This is a genomic window from Flavobacterium sp. JLP, from assembly GCF_015350755.1.
Taxonomy (GTDB): domain Bacteria; phylum Bacteroidota; class Bacteroidia; order Flavobacteriales; family Flavobacteriaceae; genus Flavobacterium.
The window spans coordinates 93301-117379 of the sequence record NZ_JADKPS010000008.1 but is presented as its reverse complement, the minus strand read 5'-3'; the positions used below and the strand labels follow the sequence as shown (position 1 = coordinate 117379).

Here is a 24079-nt window from a genome sequence, read left to right as displayed (position 1 = left end):
TGTGTGCGTTATACTTGCAAATCTACGAAAAAAAATCATTCAACTGAAAACCTTAACAATGTTTTAATTTACTATGTTTATTGAGTTCGCGTTGCCTTTTCCTATGATTCTCTGGTATCGATCAGAACTTTCTTTATAATACACTAATATTGTATATTCATTTTCAGTTTGATAAAAATTTCCGTCAATAGCATTTTCATAATCAATCACACCTTTTTTATCTGCAATTGTATATTGAAAATTAACAAAACCTTGTTTGAGCATAACTGCTTTTTCAAAAACACCCTTATCTGAATTATAATCCATTTTATATTCTGGCGACAGACTGTAGTTGTTGAACATCCCCGTAATATAAATGTCTTTGTTTGCTCTGAAAGTTGGTGCCGAAAGAGTAAAATAAACCCAAGCATAATCAGCTTCAATTTCGTTATTAGAGCCATTAATGTTCTTTACAACAAAATTACCATTTACGTCCTGATAATTAGTATAAATTTGGTTTGCTCTTGCAGCGTTTGTATACAAATAAGCGTTGTAAATATCATTATTAGAGCCCACTCTGCCAACATTGTTATTGGCTGCGCGAATGTCTTTATTTTCAAAATATAAAAATTCATTTCCGCCCCAAAATTGAGTTTCAGTGTCATATTTATACACCATCTGATTTCCTATGGTATATTGAGGTGCAATATTTTTAATTGCAGTATTAAAATTACCATTTTGCAATAAAAGAATTTTTAGGTTTTGCAGCGGAGTCTGAAAAACGATGTCGTTTGACAATACTGCAAAATCAAGGTTTTGCTTGTAATCAATATTGCTGATGTTACGGCTTCTTTTTACCTGCGCCGAAACTGTAGAATGATTTTCATATAAAATAAATTTTCTCGAGAAAACAACTTCCTTGTCTTCATTTAGAATTTTCAGCATATAATTTCCGGAAATTCGAAGCTGGGTCGTAAACTGATTTGGAAAAGCAAGTCTATAATGCGAATATACCTGAAGCGTATTAAATGAATTCGAATAATCGGTAATTCTTTGATTGTCAAAACCTCGTAAATAATCTGTTTTAGGAATATCAGTAGGTTTCCAGTTGTAATCACAATGCACAACTTCAAAATAATAGTTGGCTTCATTGCCAAATAAATCATCAAATTGAAATTCAAATGTATCACCTAATTCAAATATCGGAACTACATTATTACCGTTCTGAATAAATGAAACTGTTTTAATATTATATGGTGGAATTACTTCAGTTTGGATTTCTTGGGCTTTCGCCGAAGTAAAAATAAAAAGCAGAATAAAGATTCTATATAAAAATTTTGGCATCTTATTAGGTTGTAAGATTGTAAATATAACAATTTATATAACGAAAAACAGGACACTTTATTGGTTTTAAAAACAATTTATTAAGAACCTAAAATGTATTCTAAGTTCACTTCAATTTCGTCGTTGATATAGCTTTCTTCTAAAAGTGAATCAGATAAAAGCTTTTTGTTTTCCTGCAGTTTGATTATTTTTTCTTCAACCGTATTTTTCGAAATAAATCGGACAACATTTACCTTATTCAATTGTCCAATTCGGTGCGCTCTTCCAACGCCTTGTTTTTCAGCAAAAGGATTCCACCACGGATCTAAGAATAAAACATAAGAAGCTTTTGTAATATTCAAACCAACACCTCCGGCTTTAAGCGAAATGAAAAACAATAACGGATTTTCGTTTTCTTGAAATAGTTCTACCTGCTGTTCTCTTTTATTGGCAGGTGTTTCGCCTGTAATTTCACAATATTCAACTTTTTTTCCCTTGCACCAAGAAGTGTAAAAATTCAAATTTGTAACAAACGAACTGAAAATAATAACCTTCTGTTTTGCTTTTACTAAATTTTCCAAATAATTAGTGACAGCAATATATTTTCCAGAATCAATTTCTGACTCCTGATCTACCATTTTTGGGTGGTTGCTCAATTGTCTCAACTTCATCAGCGTGTTGATTATGCTGATTTTATCAGGGCTTGATCCATCAGTTTTCAATAAAAAATTACGAGCTTTTGATTTTTCCTGTTCGTATAATTTTTCCTGTTCAGGATCCATGTCGCAATAATAAATCTGCTCTGTTAATTCAGGTAGATCTTTCAAAACCTGTTCTTTGGTTCGTCGCAAAATATAAGGCTGAATAAGATTTTTTAATTCAGATAAGCTATTTTGATCCTGCTTTTTCTCAATCGGAATTTTAAAATTTTCTGCGAAAAAATTATAACTGCCTAAAATATCAGGATTTATAAATTGCATCTGCGACCATAAATCGTCGAGTGAGTTTTCAATAGGCGTTCCGCTCAGCGCAATTTTGTGAGCAGTATTTATTTTATTTATAGCTTTAAAAATCTTAGAATTCTTATTTTTAATGTATTGGCTTTCGTCTAAAATTAAATAACGGAAATCATATTTTTCTAAAATTGAAACATCACGATGAACGATGCTGTAGCTGGTAAAAATTAAATCGGTTGATTCTAATCTATGTGCTAATAATTTTCTGTCGTTACCCACATATTGCATTTTCGAAAAATGCGGTGTGAATTTTCCAGCTTCATTAAACCAGTTAAAAACCAATGAAGATGGTAACACAATCAAGGTTTTTAGTGGTTCTCTTTCTATCGTAGTTTCATTCGCAAACAAATCAAAATTTGTTGTTTTAGTTTTAAACCCCAATTGTTCTTGCACTGCAACGAGAACGGCTAAAGTCTGTAATGTTTTTCCAAGTCCCATATCATCGGCCAGACAAGCTCCTAAATTAGAGTTAAAGTGACCCAAAAGCCATTTTACGCCCTCGATTTGATAGGGTCTCAGCGTTGCTTTCAGCAAATCTGAAGCAGTATATTCAGCTTGCAGCATTACATCTTTTTTGATTTCCGCAATTGCATCTAAAGCAGTGAAATTACTTTTACGCAAAAGCAGTTTTCCGTTTTCTGTATTGGATAATTTTGCCAGTGAACTGTATTTGCTGAGCCATTCTAACGGAATCAAAAAATAGTTTCCGTCAGGCAGTAAAAACAGCCTTTCCTTGCTTTTTATATTTGGGATAATCTCACTAAAATTAATAGTAAAATCTCCAATTGTAATGATTATTTTAATGTCAAACCAATCTTCTTTTGTGTCGTCTTTAGAAGCTGAAATAGTATGATTTCCAGTAATAATTTCTTTGCTTTCAAGTTTTAGATTTTGGATAGAAAATCCTAAACTTTCCAAGTTTTCTTTATGATCAATAACGAATTGAATATTGACATATGGATCATGAATTTCTGCATCAGAATTCAATCCAAATAATTCATTTTTGATTTTTATTAAACCAATTTCAAGCAATTTCTGTGTATATATTTCTTCGTCAGCACTTCTTTTAAACTGAATTATTTTAGGTTCATTAACAATGCTGAAATCAACAAAAGAATGTATTTTTTTCGTTTTGCTGGCATCAAATAAATAACCATTATAATCAAAATAAAGATTAAGATAATAACAGTTTTTAAAGAAATCGTAAACAGGCTGTATAGTGCTGGAAACAATTTTATCACGAAGCTCTATTTCAAAACCAGTTGCTTCAATATCAATTTTTTTAGCGATTTCAGGAATAAAATTTTTAAAATAATTATCGACTAATTTTGAAGGTATTTCGATTGATTTTTTCTTTAAAAAAGGCTGTAGTTTTTTAGTATTAAGGTCTTTTAGCTGTCCTAATTTTTTATCGACAATCAACCAGCCCGGCTCATCTAAAAGAATTTCAACACTCTTGTTCATTGGCAAAAATGAAGTTTCATTTTCTTTTAAGGAAAGCGTATAAGTAATACCTTCGACATGTTTGTCAAACTGAATTTGAGGTTCAAAATAAAGCGGATTGGTATTCACTCTCGAACGATAAAAATCTTTTTCAGGTCCGATGTTGAGCGAAAGCGGAAATTGCTCCTGTACGATTAAAGTATAAAAGGAACTTAGGTTTAGCTGCAAATGCTGGCGAATGGCAAAATCAATTTTAGAATCTTTTTGCAGATCAGCAATTGTTTTTGCCGATTTGATTTTAGCACTGAATTTTTTGAAAATAAAGTCAAGCTTTAAAGATTCGCAGGCACTAAGTATTTTTTTTGTATTGGAATCTAAATTTTCAAAAGAAATTCCAAAACTCTCAAGCACGTTTGTACTAGCTTTTTTATCTAAATATTTAATTTCAGTAGTATTCTCAACTATATAAGCTGTTGGAATATAAGTATTCAGATTTTTTTCAAAACTGATGTCAAAACAAAATTGAAATGATTTTGAAGGTTCCAAGATTTGAGATTTGGTTGGTATGATTTTGATTAGGCTTATAAACATAAAAAGTTTTCAAAATTGGGCTATTCTGAAAACTTTTTAAATGAACTTATATTACTTATATGGTGGAAAACTAATTTTCTGGTTTGAAGCAGAGGGGAATAATTTCGCCTTTTGCCAAGCAGTATTTTTCAACCAATTCTGGTGTCATTTTATTAGTATAATCTTCTTCAATAACAATAAAGCCTATGCTTCTTAATTTATCGAAATAATCACGGCCGTAAATGCGAACGTGATCGTATTGTCCGAATATTTTAGCACGTTCTTTTTGATCTGTAATCGAATCGTCTGCAAATGTAATTTCACGCGATAAATCCTGTGGAATTTGAAGAATAGCCATTCCGCCTGGTTTTAATACGCGAAATAATTCCTGCATTGCTTTCGTGTCATCCGGAATATGTTCTAAAACGTGATTGCATAAAATCACATCATATTCATTGTCTTTAAAAGGCAAATTACAGATATCTGCTTTTACATCTGCAAGGGGCGAAAACAAATCGGTTGTGGTATAATCCAGATTTTTCTGTTTGCGGAATAGTTTGTAAAAAGCTTGTTCTGGAGCAAAATGAAGCACTTTTTTTGGCGCTGTAAAAAAATCGGTCTGATCGTTTAAATACAACCAAAGCAAACGATGTCTTTCTAACGAAAGTGTACTTGGTGAAAGTACGTTATTACGTTGTTTTCCGTATCCGTAAGGCAAAAACGATCTGAAACTTTTCCCGTCAATAGGATCTGTAAATTTATCTCCTTTTAATGATAAGGCTAAAATTGGACGCGCCACATAACTCAAACGAATTAATAATGGGCGGGGAATTGTATTTAAAATAATTTTAAAAAGTTTCTTCACGATTAAATAAATTTGAACACGAATTTCACCAATTGACACAGATTAATGCTTTGGTAAATTTCACGAACTTTTGATTTGGGTTAAAGTATTATTCGTTTGTACTTGAGGCTGTCTTCACCAAAATTAACTAGTAAACCTAGTTTGTTTTTTGATGCAGCTAAATAATTTAATGTCTGCTTGATCTCGCTTGTTGATAATGCTGCAATTGCTTTTAACTCTAAAATAATTTCATCGAAAATAACAAAGTCTGCAAAATAATAACTGGGCAAAATAATGTCTTTATAGGCGATGTTATATCTTAATTCTCTGTTATAAGGAATTTCATTGCGTTGAAACTCATATTCCAAAGCATCACCATAAACTTTTTCACTATGTCCTTTTCCTAAAACTTTATGGACTTCCATACAGATTCCAATAATCTTATAGGACTCTTCTCTTAAATATAATTCACTCATCATTCATTCAGTGAAATTTCAACAAAAAAGGATTTCGTGTTAATTTGTGAAATCCGTGTTACAATACCAACGGCACTTGTCTAAATTCATCTTCTTCATTGCTTTCGATTCCTAAAGCTTTGTAGATATATTGAAAAGTCGATAATAATTCTGGTTTGCCATTAATTAGAGCCACATCATGTTCAAAATGTGCACTTGGTTTTCCGTCAGCGGTTAAAATTGTCCAGCCGTCTTTTAATTGTTTGATGTTTCTTGTTCCCATGTTGATCATAGGTTCAATAGCTACAACCATTCCTTCTACAAAAAGTTTTCCGCGCCCGCGTTTTCCGTAATTTGGCATTTCTGGTTCTTCGTGCATTTTTTGCCCTAAACCGTGTCCAACCAATTCACGAACTACTCCATAACCATGAGATTCAGTATATTTTTGAATTGCGTTTCCAACATCTTCTACGCGATTTCCAGCTTTAAATTCTCTAATTCCAACATACAAAGATTCTTTTGTAACCTTCAAAAGTTGTTTCACTTCTGGAGCAACTTCTCCAATTTCAAAACTGTAAGCATGATCGCCGTGGTATCCGTTTTTAAATGCACCACAGTCTACCGAGATTACATCTCCACTTTTCAAAGGCGTATTATTTGGGATTCCGTGAACAACTTGAGCATTTGGACTCATGCAAAGCGAATTCGGGAAATCATACAATCCTAAAAAGCTAGGAACTGCACCGTGATCACGAATAAATTCTTCGGCTAATTTGTCAAGATATAATGTGGTAACTCCTTCTTTAATTTCAGAAGCAATCATTCCTAATGTTTTAGATACGATCAAAGCACTTTCGCGCATTAATTCGATTTCCTCTCTATTTTTTGGGATAATCATATTTTTCAGATTTTCAGTTCGCAAAAGTACGATTTTAATATTATTTTTTGTCTAATTTTTTTGGGTGACATAAGGTTATTTTCACCACAAATTCACGAAGTATCGCAATGCAAAATTTTCAAAATTAATTTTGTAGCATTTAGTTATGCGTAAAGTTTTGGAGAAAATTCGTGAATTCACGGCTATTTAAACAGCCGTCACAACCCAATATCTCGTAAAAAAGCCCTAAATTAGTAGTAAAAATATTTATAATCATGGAAATTTCTACAGATCAAGATATAGCTAAAATAAAAGCTTTACGAAAAATGAAGCAAAATGCTCTGGCACTTTTGGGCGTTGCTGTGCTTCTGTTTATAATTGCAATTTACTTTAAAATTCCAATGCTTCAGGCTTTTAGCGAAGCTGCAATGGTTGGCGGTATTGCGGATTGGTTTGCTGTCGTTGCCTTGTTTCGTCATCCTTTGGGAATTCCGATTTGGCATACGGCTATTATTCCAACTAAGAAAAATGAGATTGGAGAAAATCTTGGAAGTTTTGTTTCAGAGGAATTTCTGAATCGCGAGAAATTAGAAATTAAATTAGACGAATTCAATTTTGCAACAAAAGCTTCAGATTGGCTTTCGCAGGAAGAAAATGCCAATAAAATTGCCAATTCAATTGCGCTGAATATTATCCCGGGAATTTTAAAAACCATAAAGGATGAAGATATTAAAAGATTCATTCAAGTGCAATTTAAAGAAAAATTAGAAGCTATAAATTTTGGAGATTGGATTGCATTGGCTTTAGAGCCTTTACATAAAGGAAATGTGAAAGATCAGCTGCTGACAAATGTTCTCGAAGTAATGAGTTCTGAATTAACAAACAATAAAGATTTGATTCGGAAAAAAGTAAAAGAATCAACACCTTTTTTAAGTTTTGGCTTAGCCGATAAAAGCATTTCAGAAGGAATTTTTAATGGATTGCAAGAGTTTTTGGATGAAGCAAAAAATCCAGAAAGCGAAATCAGAATTAAAATTGACGAATATGTTCATGATTTTCTGGATAAAGTAAAAAACTCCGAAGAAATGAGAATCAAGATTAACAATATGATTTTGGGTTTTGCCGGCAAAAAAGAAGTTCAGGATTACATTAACGGAATTTGGGATGAAATAAAATTGTCAATTTCGAATGATTTAGAGAAAGGCGATGAATCTTCAATTAAAAATAATATAGCCAATTTAATTCAAGGCTTCGGAAGCGGTATAAAAGAAGATGCTGTAATGATTGAAAAAATCAACAATTTCATCAAAAATGATTTGTTGTCTGTTCTTTTAAACAATAAAAAAGTTATTGGAGATTTAATTTCGTCAACCGTAAAAAGCTGGGACGGAAAAGAAGTTTCTGAAAAACTAGAGTTAGAAATAGGCAAAGATCTTCAATACATCAGAATCAACGGAACATTGGTTGGAGGTTTAATAGGACTTGTTATTTACGGCGTCGAATGGACTTATCATTATTTTATTGTTTAAATAGTAATTTATATAAGTAAATATAATAGGTCTGTAAAAAAAATAAACCATATAAGGAATGTAAGTTTGATTTAATAAATTTTAAATAACTTACATTCCTTATATGGTTTAGTATAAAAAATGGTTTCCTATAAAAGAGAATGACAAGTCATTGCATTTGGCTGCTGTACGCCCATCAATTCTAAAATAGTTGGTGCAATATCACCTAAAACACCGTTTTGAATGTTTTTTAATTGTTTGTCAACTAAAATAATCGGCACTGGGTTTGTGGTGTGTGCTGTATTCGGGCTTCCGTCAGGATTAATCATCGTTTCGCAATTTCCGTGGTCGGCGATTACAATTGTAGTATAATCGTTAGCAAGAGCTGCTTCGATAACTTGCTTTACACAAGCATCAACAGCTTCACAAGCTAAAATTGCAGCGCTCATAATTCCTGTATGGCCTACCATGTCTCCATTAGCAAAATTCAGACATACGAAATCAACTTCGCCTTTGTTTAATTCCGGAACAAGTGCAGCTGTAAGTTCGTAAGCACTCATTTCTGGCTGTAAATCGTAAGTTGCAACTTTAGGAGAATTTCTTAAAATACGAGATTCGCCTTCAAAAGGAGTTTCTCTTCCTCCAGAGAAGAAAAACGTTACGTGTGGATATTTCTCAGTTTCAGCAATACGAATTTGTTTTTTGCCCGCTTTTTCTAAAACCTCACCAAGGGTTTCAGTAATGTTATCTTTATTGTAAACTACTTTTACGTTTTGATACGTTTCATCGTAGTTTGTAAGCGTTACGTAATACAAATTTAATTTGTGCATGTTTTGCTCATGGAAGTCGTGCTGAGAAAGTGCTTCTGTAAGTTCACGGCCCCTATCGGTTCTGAAATTAAAGAAAATCACAACATCGCCTTCAACAATTGTTGCTAATGGTTTTTGCTCTTCATCGACCATAACTATTGGTGCAATAAACTCATCCGTAACATCGTGTGCATAACTGTCAAGAACGCTTGCAACAGCATTTTTTGAAGGAGTCCCGATGGCATTTACCACTAAATCGTAAGCTAATTTTACGCGTTCCCAACGTTTGTCGCGATCCATTGCGTAATAACGTCCAATAATAGAGGCAATTTTTACAGGAGTATCTTTAATATACTCTTCTAAATCATGAATGTATTTTGCTCCAGATTTCGGGTCAACATCACGTCCGTCAGTAAAAGCATGAACATAAACTTGGTCTAAACCATATTCTTGAGAAGCATCGATCAATCCACGTAAGTGTGATGTATGCGAGTGAACTCCACCATCAGAAACTAATCCTAAAAAGTGTACTTTTTTATTGTTTTCTTTAGCATAAGTAAAGGCATCAACAAGAACTTGTTCTTTGGCAAGTGTTTGATGTGCTACGGCTAAATTTATTTTGGCTAAATCTTGATATACAATTCTTCCGGCGCCAAGGTTCATGTGTCCAACCTCGCTGTTTCCCATTTGTCCTTCTGGCAAACCAACGTTTAATCCGTCAGTACGAAGCTGTGCACTTGGGTAATTTTTGTAAAGACTGTTTATAAAAGGAACATTTGCATTGTCTATTGCAGATACTTTAGGGTCAGGAGATTTTCCCCAACCATCTAAAATCATAAGGATAACTTTTTTGTTCATTACTTTTTTGTTTTCTACAAAGATAAGTCATTTCTAAAATTTGCAGGAAAGCATAATGATATTTTATGTTTAATAAAATGAAGCGTAATAAAAAATATTAATTTAATTATAGAAGTCTTTATTTTTTAAAATTAATTCACACTAAGCTCTTTTTCTGAGCTTATTTTTGACAGCATTATAATCAATAAAATATTTTACACTGATTGAAAAAATGTGTTTTAAGGCATCATTGTTTAGTAATCCTGTTACATTGTCTTTGAATTGCTTGTCAATAACGCGTTCAAAATTAGCAGCGCTATTTCGATAAAGAACAGAAACTTGGCTTCCGGGCGCGAACCACCACGAATAAGACAAATCAGCGTTCCAGGAATAAAAACTAGAATTTTTATTGTCAGTGTATTGCGGATAAGGAGTCAAAGTTCCGTTTTGCTGTAATTCGAGAATGTCTTTATTTTCGGCATAAGACCAATATTGACGAACAGCTAAATTGATTGTCATTGCACTGTTAATGGCATATTTTCCACCCAAAGTGTTAGAATACGTTATTACATTTCGATTTGCAAAAACAATAGTTTCGGGAGTGCTTTCATTATCGTCAGCATCAACACTGTCAATATATCCCTTATTATTGTTTTTTCTAAAATAACTAAAAGTATAAGTCAATAAAAGTTTGTCGCTAAAACGGTATCTCGGACCAATGTCAGCTCCATAAGCCATTCTTCCGGATTGATCAGCAATAGATATAGACGGATTTAAATCTATAGCAAATTTATGATTGTAATTGGTCGAAACGCTGGCCCATGCCTCAAATTTTCTCGGAATAATGACATAACGATTTTCAGCTCTTGGTTCGTAATAATCATTAGATTCAAGAGGAAAGAAGGTAAATCCCAAGCCGTAATAATTATTTTTAACCGTAGTTAGGTTTAGATTTGCATTAATGCTGTTGTCTTGAACCTTTCCAGATTCTTTATTAAACTCGGCGTACATGTTATAATTGATTCTAAAACTATTAAAAAGCTTAGTTGGATTTAGAATTCTATAATTGGCATTTCCGTAAAAGTTGTAATAATTAGTGTAAAAATTAATTCCTAAATCATTCGGATCAAAATCTTTGGTAACAAAATCGCCTCCTACACTGTAACGGTATTTTCCGCTTGTTTCTGCAAAACCAACAGTAGCAAAAGTTCCGTTTTTATCTTCAGTATCATTAATAATACTATGTTTTATATTTCCAGATAAATTATAAGTATTTGCCTTTGTATTTAAATCCCATGCTAAACCTGTAACGTTAGCATCTCTAAACTCACCATTTCGAGTAACATTAGTATTGATGAAAGTTACAGACGAATTTTTTCGAAACCGCTGATCTAAAACCAATACATTATAATTAGTCAACGGTTCTACAATAACTTTTCGGGTTTCTCCTGAGATAGTATCTTTTATGGTTGCAAATGTTTTTTCAGTAATAGCATTTAGCACTCCAATTCCTAAACCGTTTTTTGTTCTTCCAGAAACTTTTAAGGCATTAATTAAGTTGACATTCTGAACGTTATCAATAATTTCTTCATTATCATTTAGATCGGGATCTACAGACGGTTTTCCTCCAATCCTCCTGGAATAAAACATGTTTCCTTTATTAAATAAGTCAGTCCCTTCAGTAAAAAAAGCTCTATTTTCGTTAAATTGCTGTTCAAACGGACCCAAATTCAAAATTTGATCATCGTATTTTGTTTGTCCAAAATCTGGAATTAAAATAGCGTCAAGCGTGAAAGCATCAGTAATACCGTATTTAATATCCATTCCGCCTTTAAGTGTTCCATACGTTTTTTGGCCATCAGCAGCATTTAAATAGTAAGATGCGTAAGGCATAAAAAACAATCGGGTAGGAGGTTTGATGTTTTCTATTCCAACTAAATCTCCATTTTGTTGTGTAAATGTTCCAATTTTGGTATCAATTAAAGACCAAGTATATTTTTTGCGTTCACGTTTTACTTCTCGAAAAAAATTAATTCCCCAAGTTTGCTTATTTTCTCCAGAGAAACGCAAAGCGGCGTACGGAATTTTAATTTCGACAATCCAGCCTTTATCGGTCAATTTAGCTTTACTGATCCAAACAGCATCCCACGAATAATCTTCGCCGATTGCATCAGTCATAATACAGTCGCCTTGAACATCTGCGGCAGAAACGAAAAATTCAAAATTTTGCTGGCCATCATTAAAACCATTTATAAAAACGCCAAAAATATCAGCGGTTCCAAAATTATCGCGCTGGGATATTTCTTTTAAAATTTTATTTGGTTCATCGTCATACATCATCGCGCCAATATAAATCGCATCATTATTATATAAGACCTTTATTTCTGTTTTTTTTCCTTCTGTAATTGGTTTTCCATTATCAGGTTCAAACATGATAAAATCAGTCGCAATTGGTGCATTTTCCCAAGCGGTTTCATCAAGCTTTCCGTCTATCGTTATATATTGAGAAATAGGCTGTGCCTGCAAAACTTTTTTCTGGCTGTAACTCCAGAAGCTTGATAAAATAAGTATTATGAAAACTGCTTTCTTCATGCTAATTGTAAGAAAATGTAATAATAGGGTTTCTTTATTTACGAACAATAGACTGCATTTTGTTGTATTTGTTACAGTTTAAGTTTCAAAATTACCACTTATTTCTATATTTTTTAAGAAAAAAGCTATAAACGTTAAGGTTTTATGCATAAGTAATTCTCTTACAGAAATAGCATATTTGTGTTAATAATGTTAAAATTTAAACAAAAAGTGCCTGATTTCCAGAGTTGTATTTTGTAGGCTATGAAAAATGTATAATTTTGCCATACCCAAATTTATTGTTTAACCTAAAGAATTTCAATGATTTACAAAATTTATCCATTGCTAGTGTTTTTGTTATTGTCTTTTGGTAAAGATTCAAAAAGCACTCCCGAAGTTAAAAATGAAACAAGTAAAAGCATTGCTAAAGTTGAAAAACTTACAGTTGATGCTAAAATTGAAAGTGTGTACAATACATTAAATTCAAACCATTTTCAATTGCCTGAACTTAGAACTTTTTCTGAAGCCTTAAAAGGGTTTTATCTTCTAAAAGAAAAAGGAGTTATTCAAAAAGATATTTTGACCTTAATTGATTTTAGTTTGTCTTCAAACATGAAACGTTTATGGGTTATAGATTTGTCGACAAATACTATTTTGTTCCAATCTTTAGTAGCGCACGGAAGAAATACAGGTGAAGAATTTGCATCTGCTTTTTCTAACACAAACTCATCTTTTAAAAGCAGTCTTGGCTTTTATGCTACAGGCGAAATTTATCAAGGTAAACACGGAGCTTCATTACGTTTAGACGGTTTGGAGAGAGGTTTTAATGATAATGCCCGCGAAAGAGGCGTTGTAATGCATGGAGCAGATTACGTTTCAGAATCGTTCATCAGAGATCATAAAAGATTAGGAAGAAGCCAAGGCTGTCCTGCTTTGCCAGTTGAATTGACTGATGAAATAATTCAAACAATAAAAGAAAAATCGTGTTTGTATATCTACCATCCATCAAGAGGTTTTGCGATGGAACAAAAGCTAATTTCTTAATTTAGCATATAAATTCGAATCTAGATTATAAATATCAGCTCTGAAAATGAGCTGATTTTTTTCGTTCCAAGCGGTCCAATACCATTGATATAAAGCGTACTTTTTAACTATTTTGAAACTCATCGTTTTCTTAGATGCAATAATTGTGTCAATTTTTTCTTTAGAGAATCGCAGAGAATCATTCAAAATATGCTCTGCTAATTCTAGCGGGTTTTCGACACGAACACAGCCTGAACTTAAAGAACGATTGCTTCTCCCAAAATAATTTCGATGGTTTGTATCGTGCAGGTATACGCTGTGATGATTTGGAAATAAAATTTTCATTAATCCCAATGAATTGTTATATCCAGGACTTTGTACATAACGATAGTTGTTTGGTTTGTTTTCATTCCAGGCATTTGGTTCTACCACATTTCCAGAAGTATCATATATTGTAATGTTTTTCTTTGCCAAATAGTTTCGATTGCGTTTCATGGCCGGTACAACATCTTCTTTTAAAATAGTTGGTGGAACTGTCCAAGTCGGATTAAAAACAACTGTTTTTAATGCTGAAGTTATAATAGGTGTTTTCCTTTTACTAGTTCCCACTACAACATTTCTTACTAATGTTGTGTCTTTGTTTTCAACAACATTCAAACTGTAATTTGGAATATTAATTATAAAGTAGTTTTCAGCTAAATCAGTTGTATACCACCTCCAGCGTTCTAAATTTGCTATAATTTGCTGCTTTCTTTTTTCTTTAGAATAATTCAAAGCACTAATTGTGCTTTGACCAATAACACCATCAGACGCTAAACCATGTCTTTCTTGAAATTTCTTGATTGACTCAAATGTTTTTTTGTCGTAAATTCTAGTAAGGCTGTCTTTGCCAGACATATCATTCCAATACAAGAGTCTTTTTTTGATGTTTATTAGGGCAGAATTAGTGTCGTTTAAAGTTATTTTATCCTTCGCCTCAATAGTTTTAATATTATCCTCTGGGAAAGTATCAATAATTTCAAGCGCTTTTAATAACTGCTTGTATGTTTGTGACTTTGGCTGAACTGCATCAACAATACTGTCTAGTTTGTTCTTGTTAAAAGCTTTTATTAAAACACTGTTGACGTCAAATGTCTTTTCTTCTAAATCCCAATCTGTATATAGTTTTTTAGGATCTAATTTTCCTTTATATAGGTGATTGAGGTATTTTTCAAAATTATAAGTCAATAAAATGTCATAGGTCGCTAAATCTTTGTCGCTTAGAGAACTGATTCTGTCCTCAAATTTTTTCAGTTGAGTTGCTTTATAATCTTCTGGTTCTAAGCCAAGTTTGTCTGATTTGCTTAGTTGAGATAAAACGTATGCTCTTTTTTTAAGATTTCCCCAAACGGTTTTATTTTCAGATGAATTATAAAACTGCTGAAGTGTTTCGCTTTTATAAGCGTTTATTGTAGCAGTATCAATTTGAACTGTTCTTTCATCAGTAAGTATGATGGCTGGTGCCTTTTTTTTGGCAACAGGAATAGATTTGGGCGTGTCTTTTTTACACGCAATAAAAATGCATATTACTAATAAAAAGTAAAGTTTCTTCATTCTATAATTTTTTATACATCAAATAATGTTCGCCGACATCTTTAATATCAAATGGTTCACCTAGGGGTTGGTAGTCCATTTTTTTGTAAAAGCCAACAGCAGCAGTTCTGGCATTAAACCAAATCAAATCAACTTTGTTTTCATTGCAGTAGGTTTCACAATGTTTAACTAAAGCTTCGCCAAATCCTTTTTTTTGATGCGTTTCTAAAACAGCCATGCCTCGAATTTGAGCTTGATTTTGCTCGGCAAATATAGTATTGATTTTATTGAATAACGAAATAATTCCTATTAATTTTTCATTATTAAACAAACCAAAGTGATGCGTAGTGTTTAAATCGTCTCCTTCAAAGATACAGCTTTCTATGGGTTTTCCTTTTCTGAGAACAGGCTGTCTTACACTATAAGTTTCTTTTGAGGTGATTTCTTTAATAATATTCATGATTTTTGAAAAATATTTAATTCTATAACTTTTTAGTTTTAAATGCATTATAGAAAAATGTTGTTTTTAATTAATTTTTTTTGAAAAAAAGCTTGTTTTGAACTTAACTTATTTTTTATATTTGCACCAGTAATGCGAAAGTAGCTCAGTTGGTAGAGCTCCAGCCTTCCAAGCTGGTTGTCGCGAGTTCGAGCCTCGTCTTTCGCTCTAAGAACCGAAACTTAATTGTTTCGGTTTTTTTATCAAAGCTAAATAATTTTTGATTTTTATTTTTTTAAACCATTTAATTATTTATATTTGCACCCTGTTAATGCGAAAGTAGCTCAGTTGGTAGAGCTCCAGCCTTCCAAGCTGGTTGTCGCGAGTTCGAGCCTCGTCTTTCGCTCTTCAAAAGCCTCAAACATTGTTTGAGGCTTTTTTGTTTTTAAGCAATTACGTAAATTCGAATATTTTAAATTTCAAATTCCAGATATTTAGCATTTGCTTTTTTTAAACTTAGAATTTGAAATTTAAAATATTCGAATTTTATTTTAAGTTGCTCAAATCGCTTTCAGTTTCCAGCTCTATCGGAATTTCATTTTGTTTGAATAAACGTGCAGTCAAACTTCCTTTTAAAGTAATTTTTTCGCCTTTTACTTCAAGCCAGCTTCCTTCTCTTAAACCTAAAACCGGAATTGCATTAAAGGCATGAAATTCTTTAATTCTGGTCTCGCGCGTTTCTCCCATATGTTTTGACTTTAAATCTGGATCTAAGTAATGCGGATTTAAGTTAAAAGGAATTAATCCTAAAGTCTGAAAACTTGGAGGGTAAATTATCGGCATATCATTCGTAGTCTGCATCGATAAACCGCAAATATTACTTCCGGCACTTGTTCCTAAATAAGGTGTTCCGTTTTTTACAGTTTCAGCAAGTAGCTGTATGATATTATGTTTGTATAATTGCGTAACTAATAAAAAAGTATTTCCTCCACCTGTAAAAATGCCTTCAGCATTTTTTATGGCATTTGCAGGGTCTTCAAATTCATGAATTCCTTTTACTGCAATATTAATTGCAAAAAAAGCTTGGGCAACTTTTTGAGTATAATCATCATGCGAAATTCCTCCTGGTCGCGCATAAGGAATAAATAAAATGCTTTTGCAGTTTTTAAAATGAGACTGTAAAGTGGGTAATAAATACTCTAAATAACTGCCTTCGTGAAGGGTAGAAGTACTGGCAATAATAATGCTTTTCATATGATTTTGGACTCGAATTATTTAGGTTAAAGATATTAAAACTGTCTTTTTGATAGTGATAAATCAGGTTTAATTAACATATTTTTACCAAGTCATTAATACTAAATTTGCAATACATTAAGATATTTTTACATCTTTAAGAATAATTCTAATTTTTTATCATTTTGATTAACAAAGTTGCCTGTTTTTTACTCGTTGTTTTCAGTCAGAGTGTTTCTTCTCAAACGCAGGAACGTACTACTATTAGTGGAAAAATTTCAGCTAACACTTCTGATTTGGAGGGAGTTTACGTTGTAAATGCTCAAACAGAAACAATGACGACAACAGATGCTTCAGGAGCTTTTTCGATTTTGGCTAATCCGGGAGAAACACTAGTCTTTTCATCTATACAATTTAAGGAATGTAAAGTTTTGCTGACCGCAGAAAATTTTTCTGATATTAATTTTATCGTAAAATTAAGCATGGTAATGCATCAATTGCAGGAAGTTATTATTAAAAGGTATGATAATATAAATGCAGTTTCTTTAGGAATTGTTCCGTCAGGACAAAAAACGTATACAGAAGCAGAAAGAAAACTGCATACGGCTACAGCTTTAAATCCGCAGGCAAGTGTGAGTGGGATGGTTGGTGCGTCAGTATCTGCAGATCCGTTATTCAATTTGTTGTCTGGACGGACAGCAATGCTGAAAAAGGAATTAGCTGTTGAGAAAAAAGAAGCTTTTATGAAGCTTTTGGAGCGTATGTTTAGTTGGGATCATTTTGTAAATCAACTGCAGATTCCGTCAGAATACGTAAAAGGATTTGAATATTATGCCATAGAGAATGATAAATTTACCGTGATTTTAAACTCTAAAAACAAGACTTCTACAGAATTTTTACTAGCCGAATTAGCGGTTAAATATAAAGAAATAATTGCAAGTGAAATTAAATAATACTTTACATATAATCCTTTTACTGTTCTTCGTTCAACTTGGTTTTTCGCAAAATACGGCTTCAAAAGAAATTTTGGGTCAAATTTTCGAGCAATCTACTTCTGTTGATGGTGTTAATATAATAAATAATAATACTCAGGTTACTGCTATTTCTGATGCAAACGGAATGTTTTCGATTGTGGTCAGAGAAGGTGATGTTTTGGTTTTTTCTTCAGTAAATCTAGAGCCTTTCAAACGGAGAATTACGGCTGATGACTTAAAGTTAAATAAGCTTGAAATCAAAATGACAGCTAAGGAAATAGAGTTAAAAGAAGTTGTAGTAAATGAAAATGCTAATATTACAACTGAAAATCTCGGAATTGTGCCACACGGCCAAAAAACATATACCCCTGCTGAACGAAAAGTTTATACTGCAACTTCTACTTCAATCGATAAGGTTTTGAATAAGATTTCTGGACGAACTGCAATGCTTAAAAAAGAAGTAAATGTAGAGAAGAAAGAAATGCTTTTTAAGAAAATGGAATACCTGTTTGATGGGAATTATTATACGGAAAGATTAAAGATTCCGGCAGATGATGTTAAAGGATTTCAATTATTTTGTATAGATGATTCTGAATTTGCCGTATCTTTGAATACTAAGAACAAAACAATGAGTATGTTTTTAATAACAGATTTAGCCCGAAAATATCTAATAATTCTCGAAAATGAAAAATAAACTTGGAATACTCGTTGTGTGCTTATTTTGCCAGATCGTACTGGGACAAAATAATTCAAGGAAGCCGTTGCATGGTCAAGTTGTAAATAATACTCTTGCCATAGAAAGCGGTTATGTAATGAATATCAATGCAAACGTTAGAACTTTTATTGGTTCTGGAGGCTTGTTTGATATTATGGCAAAACCCAAAGATACTTTACTGTTCACGGGCTTGGCATTTCAATCTAGAAAAATTGTTTTGACAGAGAAAGATTGTGCTGAAATACTTTTTTCAGTTCCTCTAGATTTAGTAAGCAATGAATTAAAAGAGGTTTTGGTTCATAAAGATTTAAAAGTAAAATCGCTGCAAGGCAGTTCACAGGCGATAGTAGATTTACAGTTAGAAGATGACAGGCAGTCTACAGCAAAAAATACGGTGATGTACTCTGATCAAACAATAAAGTATGGAACTGATTTTGTCCGAATTTTTAAAGACGTCAAAAAACTCTTGAAGAAAAATGACGAAGTTAAAGAAGAAGTAATAACAGATATTGCTTTTGTTGAATATGCTAAAGCTAATTTTACGCCCGATTTTTTTTCTAAAACATTAGGTTTAAAGCCAGATGAGGTTGATTTGTTTTTAATGTACTGCTCAAACGATCCAGAATCAAAAAAGCACGTAAAACCAGAAGAAAAATTTGAATTGATCGATTTTATGATCAATAAAAATAAAGAGTTTAAAAAAGTTGAGGTGAGTCAGAAATGAAAAAAAGATTAATTTATCCTTTAATAGGGGTATTGTTTTTGTCGCTTTCGGCCTTTGCGTTTCATAAATTTTATATGGGCGTTTTTCAGGTAAATTATGCTGCCGAAAAAAAAATGATTCAGATTACTTCCCGCATTTTCGTTGACGATTTGAATAGCGGAATGGAGAAAAAATACCACAAAAAAACCTTTGTAGGTACTGATAAAGAAACTCCGGAAGATGTTGAATTATTAAAAAAATATCTTGCTGAAAATTTTTTAATAAAAGTAAACGGCCAGTCAAAAGCAGTTTCCTTTTTATCTAAAGAAGTTGAGTCTGATGATGTTTTAGTATGTTATTCCAGAATAAAAGATATTGAGAAGTTTAAAACGCTAGAAATTTCAAACACTATTTTAGTTGATTGGAATTCAGAACAGCAAAACATTACACATATTTCAGCATTCGGCACAAAAAGGAGCGTGCTATTTACAGAATCTTCAAGGAAAGAATTGTTAAAGTATTAATTAATAGTTAAAATTATCATTTTAATTATTATTTTCACACCCTGACAAAATTACCATTAAATTTTTATGAAAAAACTTTCATTATTATTGCTTTTTCCAGCTATGCTTATGGCTCAGGAAAAAACACCAACTCCAGTTGTTCCAAAACAACAAGGTAAATACGATACAAACAAATTTAGCCAAATGTATGATTTGCTGGCAACTCCAAACATGTTTCGTACTGCTTCTGGAGCACCAGGTCCTGCATATTACCAACAACAGGCCGATTATAAAATTGATATTGAACTAGATGATAAAAATTCAAAATTAACAGGTTCTGAGGTAATTACATATTCAAATAATTCTCCAGACAGTTTAGAATATTTATGGATTCAGTTAGATCAAAATCAAGCGAGACCAAATACGCAGACTTCTTTAGCAGAAAGCGAAAAAATTAATCAGGTATTGCCTCTTGATGGTTTTTCTAGTAAATATTTGAAAAAAGATTTAGAGCGCGGTTTTAACATCGAACAAGTTAAAGATGCGAAGGGAAATCCAATGTCATATACGATTAATGAAACGATGATGCGTATTAATTTGACTTCTCCTTTAAAACCGGGTGAAAAAATTTCTTTAGCAATAAAATGGTGGTATAACATCAATAATTATAGAAAAGAAGGCGGCCGTTCAGGTTATGAATTGTTTGAAAAAGACGGAAATAAATTATATGTAATAGCACAGTTCTACCCAAGAATGGCAGTTTACAACGATGTTGAAGGATGGCAAAATATGCAGTTCTGGGGAAGTGGAGAGTTTGCTCTTCCTTTTGGAAACTTCGATGTAAACATTACAGTTCCTGCAGATCACGTAATTGATGCGACAGGAGAACTAACAAACAGAAGCGAAGTTTTTACAGCAGAACAGGTAAAACGTTACGAACAAGCTCAAAAATCATTTGACAAGCCTGTTGTAATTGTAACTCAAGCTGAAGCTGAAGCAGCAGAAAAAGGATTTTCTGAAAAGAAAAAAACATGGAAATTCAGTGCTAAAAATGTACGTGATTTCGGTATTGCTTCTTCAAGAAAATTCATTTATGATGCAATGGCAGTAAAATTGGGCGGTAAAATTGTTATGGCTGAATCAGTTTATCCAAAAGAAGCAAATCCGCTTTGGGGAGAAACTTCAACAATGGTTGTGGCACATACTTTAAAAAGTTATTCATCTCATACATTTGATTATCCTTATCCAAAAGCGGTATCAGTTTCTGCAGAAGATCAAGGTATGGAATATCCAATGATTTGCTGGAATTTTGGTCGTCCTGATGAAAATGGAGTGACAAGCAAAGAAGTTAAAAACGGAATGATTGGTGTTGTTATTCACGAAGTTGGACACACTTTTTTCCCGATGATTGTAAACTCTGATGAGCGTCAATGGACTTGGATGGACGAAGGTTTAAATTCGTTTTTAGAATATTTGGCTGAACAAGAATTAGATCCAACTTTCCCTTCAAGACGCGGACCTGCAAAAAATATTGTTCCGTACATGAGTGGAGATCAAAAGTTTTTAGAGCCAATTATGTCGAACTCTGAAACAATTGCTCAATTTGGAAATAACGCATACGGGAAACCAGCTACAGGTCTTAATATGTTAAGAGAAGTTGTAATGGGCAAAGAATTGTTTGATTACGCTTTTAGAACTTATGCAAACAGATGGAAGTTTAAACATCCAACTCCAGAAGATTTCTTTAGAACTATGGAAGATGCTTCTGCTGTAGATTTAGATTGGTTTTTCAGAGGATGGTTTTATTCAACTGATTTTGTAGATATCGGAATCAAAAATGTAAAACAATATTATGTTTCCGAAACGCCAACTGCAGATCTTAAAGACGTAAAAGTTAGAAAGGGACGTTTTGGTTTTGATAAAGGACCGTTTGTTTATTTAGTTGCTGGTGATAATGCAGAAGTTAATGCATCAAGCAAAAAAGCCCTAAAAGTGGATGATGTAAAGCCTTTGGCAGATTATGTAAATCAAACCTTTACAGCAGAAGAAAAAGCCAGCTTAAAATCGCCTAAATATTTCTACGAAGTTGAGTTTAATAAACCAGGAGGTATGATTATGCCAATTTTAGTTGAAATCACTTATGAAGACGGATCAAAAGATAATTACCAGTATCCAGCTCAAATCTGGAGAAAAAATAATGATACGGCTAAAAAAGTTTATGCCACTTCAAAAGCAATCAAAAGCATACAAATAGATCCAAAATTAATGACTGCTGATATTGATGTAACCAACAATGCTTGGCCAAAAGTAGAAGAGAAGTCAAAATTTGACTAAAATGCAATTAAAATAGAATTAAAGAAGACTCTTTTTGGAGTCTTCTTTTTTTTAAGTAAATTTTAAAACTCTAAGCTGCAAAATTTAATATCTTTGTGGCACACTAAAATAAAAGATATGTTTGGTATAGGAGGAGGAGAACTAGTTTTCATACTGTTTATAGTACTAATGCTTTTTGGCTCAGATAAAGTGCCTGAAATTGCTCGTACAATGGGTAAAGCGATGGCGCAGTTAAAAAATGCAACCAACGATATTAAAAGCGAAATTCAAAAAGGAGCAGAGGCTAACGGTCTCGATGCAAAAGCGCTGACTGATATTACGGGTAATATAAATGCTCAAATTAACGATGCAAAATCGAACTTATTAGGCGATACGACTAATTTGTCGAGTAATTTATTAGGAGAGACTGCAACGGAAATTGATAAAGTAAAAGAAGACATAGACTCAATCTCAGGACCTGTTAAACGCCAAATGTAATATGCTTGAAAAAATAAAAGAATTAGATATTAATTTACTGGTATATCTGAACGGTTTAGGCTCTGAAACATTTGATAAATTTTGGCTCATTATAACCAATCAGTTATATTGGACGCCATTTTTTTTATTTCTCTTTTTTCTTATTTATAAAAAAGTAGGAGGCAAGCAAACCTTGTATATATTGCTTTTTATAGCAATTCTAATAGCTTTTACAGATCAGACATGCAACCTGTTTAAACATACTTTCGAACGTTTGCGCCCATGCAATAATCCTGATTTAAAATCGATTATTCGAATTGTTCAAGTGCGAACTTCATACAGTTTTTTCTCTGGACACGCAGCAAATACAATGGCTGTTGCAACCTTTTTATATTTGATTCTAAAACGTTATTTCAAGTATTTAGGATTCTTATTTTTATGGCCGTTAATATTCGCTTATAGCCGAATTTACTTAGGATTGCATTATCCAGGAGACATTCTTGCAGGTTTTTTCTTCGGAGCTGTTTTTGGATTTTTACTTTCTTTGGTTTATAAGAAATTAAAACCACAGTATTTTCCGGGATAGTTTTAAAAGATTCTAATTTTCTAAGATGTTGCGTTTTTAAGTTTTTTAAAGACTTTAGAACCTTAGTTCCTATGTATCTTAAGAACTTTAAAAAATTAAACAATCCTGCTCACCGTCAATCCATCACGAATTGGCAATAAAACAGTCTCCACTCGAGGATCATTTTTCAAAAGCAAATTATATTCTAAAAGTACTTTTGTGCTGACATCATTCGGGTGAACTGGCTCCAGAATTTTACCGCTCCATAAAACATTATCAGACAAGATAATACCGCCTTTATTCATTTTCGGAACAATCATTTCCCAATAATTCAGGTAATTTTCCTTATCGGCATCAATAAAAACCAAATCAAACTTCACGTCTAAAGTTGGAATAATATCAACGGCTTCTCCTAAATGCTGAAAAATTTGGTTTCCCCAAGGCGAGGCATCAAAATACTTTCTTTGAAAGTCTACAAGTTCTTCTTTTATATCAATCGTATGCAATTGTCCATTTTCCTGCATTCCTTCGCACAAACAAAGCGCAGCATAACCAGTGTACGTTCCGATTTCAAGGATATTTACTGGGCGAATCAATTTAGACAACATGCTTAAAACGCGCCCTTGAAAATGACCGCTCAACATTCTTGGCAAAAGAATTTTTTGGTGAGTTTCTTTATTAAGTTTTGCTAATAATTCTGGTTCGTTTTCAGAATGTTGTTCGATATAATCTTCTAAGTCTTGTGATATAAAATGCATGTTGTAGTCTTCTAATTTGAAAGCAAAAATACAAAAAATATCCGCTAACTTTTTTGCATAAAAAAACCATTCGTAATGAATGGTTTCAGTTTTGAATTCAAAAGAAATTATTCTTTCAAAGCTTTATTTACTTCTTTAGCAGTTTTTACAGTTCCGTCTTTGGCTGCTTTGGCTGCATTTTCTACTTTTTGTGCTCCTTTTTTAGTAGCATCTTTTACATCCTGAGCAGCTTTAGTTGTAGCGTCTTTTACATCTTGGGCAGCATTTTCAGAAGCTTCTTTAGCTTTAGCAGCAGCATTTTCTGCTTTAATCACTGCACTGTCTTTTGCTTGTTCAATATCTGTTGTTAAAGTGTCAACTTTGTTTCCAAGAGTTAAATTCTCTTCTTCCGGTTTTGGTTCTTTCTTCTCGCAAGATTGAACAGCAAATGCTAATAAAGCAACAACAGCTAAGCTTAAAATTTGTTTTTTCATAATAATCAATTTTTTTTAAAGGTTATAAAATTTAAAGGTTATAAAGCTGAAAAATAAAGATACACATTTTAAAATGATTGCGCGCTTTGTAAGATTATT

Annotated in this window: 21 protein-coding genes and 2 tRNA genes; 11 read left to right on the top strand and 12 right to left on the bottom strand. The window is 32.6% G+C overall.

What is annotated here, in order from left to right:
* Positions 1–63: 63 nt before the first annotated feature.
* From IRZ83_RS17525 to map, 5 genes are all read right to left on the bottom strand, one after another.
* Positions 64–1323: a DUF5103 domain-containing protein gene (locus tag IRZ83_RS17525; protein WP_194570513.1), complete on the bottom strand. Its 1260-nt coding sequence runs from the start codon at positions 1321–1323 to the stop codon at positions 64–66.
* Positions 1324–1403: 80 nt separating this feature from the next.
* Positions 1404–4352, bottom strand: a complete 2949-nt coding sequence (locus tag IRZ83_RS17520; RefSeq protein ID WP_228520718.1) for a DEAD/DEAH box helicase — start codon at positions 4350–4352, stop codon at positions 1404–1406.
* Positions 4353–4422: 70 nt separating this feature from the next.
* Positions 4423–5196 (bottom strand): methyltransferase domain-containing protein, encoded by a 774-nt coding sequence (locus IRZ83_RS17515; RefSeq protein WP_194570512.1) that lies wholly within the window; start codon positions 5194–5196, stop codon positions 4423–4425.
* Positions 5197–5276: 80 nt separating this feature from the next.
* Positions 5277–5651, bottom strand: coding sequence for a GxxExxY protein (locus IRZ83_RS17510; RefSeq protein WP_194570572.1), 375 nt, complete (start codon positions 5649–5651; stop codon positions 5277–5279).
* A 58-nt stretch (positions 5652–5709) separates the two neighbouring features.
* Positions 5710–6528 (bottom strand): type I methionyl aminopeptidase, encoded by an 819-nt coding sequence (gene map / locus IRZ83_RS17505; RefSeq protein ID WP_194570511.1) that lies wholly within the window; start codon positions 6526–6528, stop codon positions 5710–5712.
* A 254-nt stretch (positions 6529–6782) separates the two neighbouring features.
* On the opposite strand from map, the gene IRZ83_RS17500 reads away from it, so the two are divergent.
* A complete protein-coding gene (locus IRZ83_RS17500; protein ID WP_194570510.1) occupies positions 6783–8036 on the top strand; it encodes a DUF445 domain-containing protein in 1254 nt (417 codons plus the stop codon).
* A gap of 128 nt (positions 8037–8164) precedes the next feature.
* Here IRZ83_RS17500 and gpmI read toward each other — a convergent pair whose 3' ends face one another.
* Together gpmI and IRZ83_RS17490 are read right to left on the bottom strand one after the other, a co-directional pair.
* Positions 8165–9682, bottom strand: a complete 1518-nt coding sequence (gene gpmI / locus IRZ83_RS17495) for a 2,3-bisphosphoglycerate-independent phosphoglycerate mutase (protein WP_194570509.1) — start codon at positions 9680–9682, stop codon at positions 8165–8167.
* 141 nt (positions 9683–9823) lie between these two features.
* Complete coding sequence (locus IRZ83_RS17490; protein WP_194570508.1) at positions 9824–12253, bottom strand: DUF5916 domain-containing protein; 2430 nt, start codon at positions 12251–12253, stop codon at positions 9824–9826.
* A gap of 300 nt (positions 12254–12553) precedes the next feature.
* On the opposite strand from IRZ83_RS17490, the gene IRZ83_RS17485 reads away from it, so the two are divergent.
* The gene (locus tag IRZ83_RS17485; protein ID WP_029273258.1) at positions 12554–13276 is read left to right on the top strand and encodes a murein L,D-transpeptidase catalytic domain family protein; all 723 of its coding nucleotides are present in this window, start codon (positions 12554–12556) and stop codon (positions 13274–13276) included.
* Here IRZ83_RS17485 and IRZ83_RS17480 read toward each other — a convergent pair.
* Together IRZ83_RS17480 and IRZ83_RS17475 are read right to left on the bottom strand one after the other, a co-directional pair.
* The gene (locus IRZ83_RS17480) at positions 13265–14848 is read right to left on the bottom strand and encodes a murein L,D-transpeptidase (protein WP_194570507.1); all 1584 of its coding nucleotides are present in this window, start codon (positions 14846–14848) and stop codon (positions 13265–13267) included. The two genes, IRZ83_RS17485 and IRZ83_RS17480, sit on opposite strands and share 12 nt — an antisense overlap.
* A gap of 1 nt (position 14849) precedes the next feature.
* Positions 14850–15287, bottom strand: coding sequence for a GNAT family N-acetyltransferase (locus IRZ83_RS17475; protein WP_194570506.1), 438 nt, complete (start codon positions 15285–15287; stop codon positions 14850–14852).
* Positions 15288–15421: 134 nt separating this feature from the next.
* Between IRZ83_RS17475 and IRZ83_RS17470 the strand changes: the two genes are divergently transcribed.
* Positions 15422–15494 (top strand) — tRNA-Gly (locus tag IRZ83_RS17470).
* A 105-nt stretch (positions 15495–15599) separates the two neighbouring features.
* Positions 15600–15672 (top strand) — tRNA-Gly (locus tag IRZ83_RS17465).
* 140 nt (positions 15673–15812) lie between these two features.
* On the opposite strand, the gene pepE is transcribed toward IRZ83_RS17465, so the two are convergent.
* Positions 15813–16520 carry a dipeptidase PepE gene (gene pepE / locus IRZ83_RS17460; RefSeq protein WP_194570505.1) on the bottom strand — a complete coding sequence of 236 codons (708 nt, stop codon included), beginning with the start codon at positions 16518–16520 and terminating at the stop codon, positions 15813–15815.
* Between the two features lie 164 nt (positions 16521–16684).
* Between pepE and IRZ83_RS17455 the strand changes: the two genes are divergently transcribed.
* From IRZ83_RS17455 to IRZ83_RS17425, 7 genes are all read left to right on the top strand, one after another.
* Complete coding sequence (locus tag IRZ83_RS17455; protein ID WP_194570504.1) at positions 16685–17452, top strand: carboxypeptidase-like regulatory domain-containing protein; 768 nt, start codon at positions 16685–16687, stop codon at positions 17450–17452.
* Positions 17439–18167: a carboxypeptidase-like regulatory domain-containing protein gene (locus IRZ83_RS17450; protein WP_029273264.1), complete on the top strand. Its 729-nt coding sequence runs from the start codon at positions 17439–17441 to the stop codon at positions 18165–18167. The genes IRZ83_RS17455 and IRZ83_RS17450 overlap by 14 nt, the downstream gene beginning before the upstream one ends.
* A complete protein-coding gene (locus tag IRZ83_RS17445; protein ID WP_194570503.1) occupies positions 18157–18912 on the top strand; it encodes a hypothetical protein in 756 nt (251 codons plus the stop codon). The genes IRZ83_RS17450 and IRZ83_RS17445 overlap by 11 nt, the downstream gene beginning before the upstream one ends.
* Entirely contained in the window at positions 18909–19415 is a 507-nt protein-coding gene (locus IRZ83_RS17440; protein ID WP_194570502.1) for a DUF6702 family protein, read from the top strand. Before IRZ83_RS17445 ends, IRZ83_RS17440 begins: the two co-directional genes overlap by 4 nt.
* Before the next feature lie 66 nt (positions 19416–19481).
* Positions 19482–21728 carry a M1 family metallopeptidase gene (locus IRZ83_RS17435; RefSeq protein ID WP_194570501.1) on the top strand — a complete coding sequence of 749 codons (2247 nt, stop codon included), beginning with the start codon at positions 19482–19484 and terminating at the stop codon, positions 21726–21728.
* Between the two features lie 117 nt (positions 21729–21845).
* Positions 21846–22205, top strand: a complete 360-nt coding sequence (locus IRZ83_RS17430; protein ID WP_194570500.1) for a twin-arginine translocase TatA/TatE family subunit — start codon at positions 21846–21848, stop codon at positions 22203–22205.
* 1 nt (position 22206) lies between these two features.
* On the top strand, positions 22207–22770 hold the full coding sequence (locus IRZ83_RS17425) for a phosphatase PAP2 family protein (RefSeq protein ID WP_194570499.1): 564 nt from the start codon (positions 22207–22209) through the stop codon (positions 22768–22770).
* 95 nt (positions 22771–22865) lie between these two features.
* Here the strand turns inward: IRZ83_RS17425 and IRZ83_RS17420 are convergent, their stop codons facing one another.
* Both IRZ83_RS17420 and IRZ83_RS17415 read right to left on the bottom strand, forming a co-directional pair.
* Positions 22866–23507, bottom strand: coding sequence for an O-methyltransferase (locus IRZ83_RS17420; RefSeq protein ID WP_194570498.1), 642 nt, complete (start codon positions 23505–23507; stop codon positions 22866–22868).
* Positions 23508–23614: 107 nt separating this feature from the next.
* The gene (locus IRZ83_RS17415) at positions 23615–23980 is read right to left on the bottom strand and encodes a hypothetical protein (protein WP_029273271.1); all 366 of its coding nucleotides are present in this window, start codon (positions 23978–23980) and stop codon (positions 23615–23617) included.
* Positions 23981–24079 lie beyond the last annotated feature (99 nt).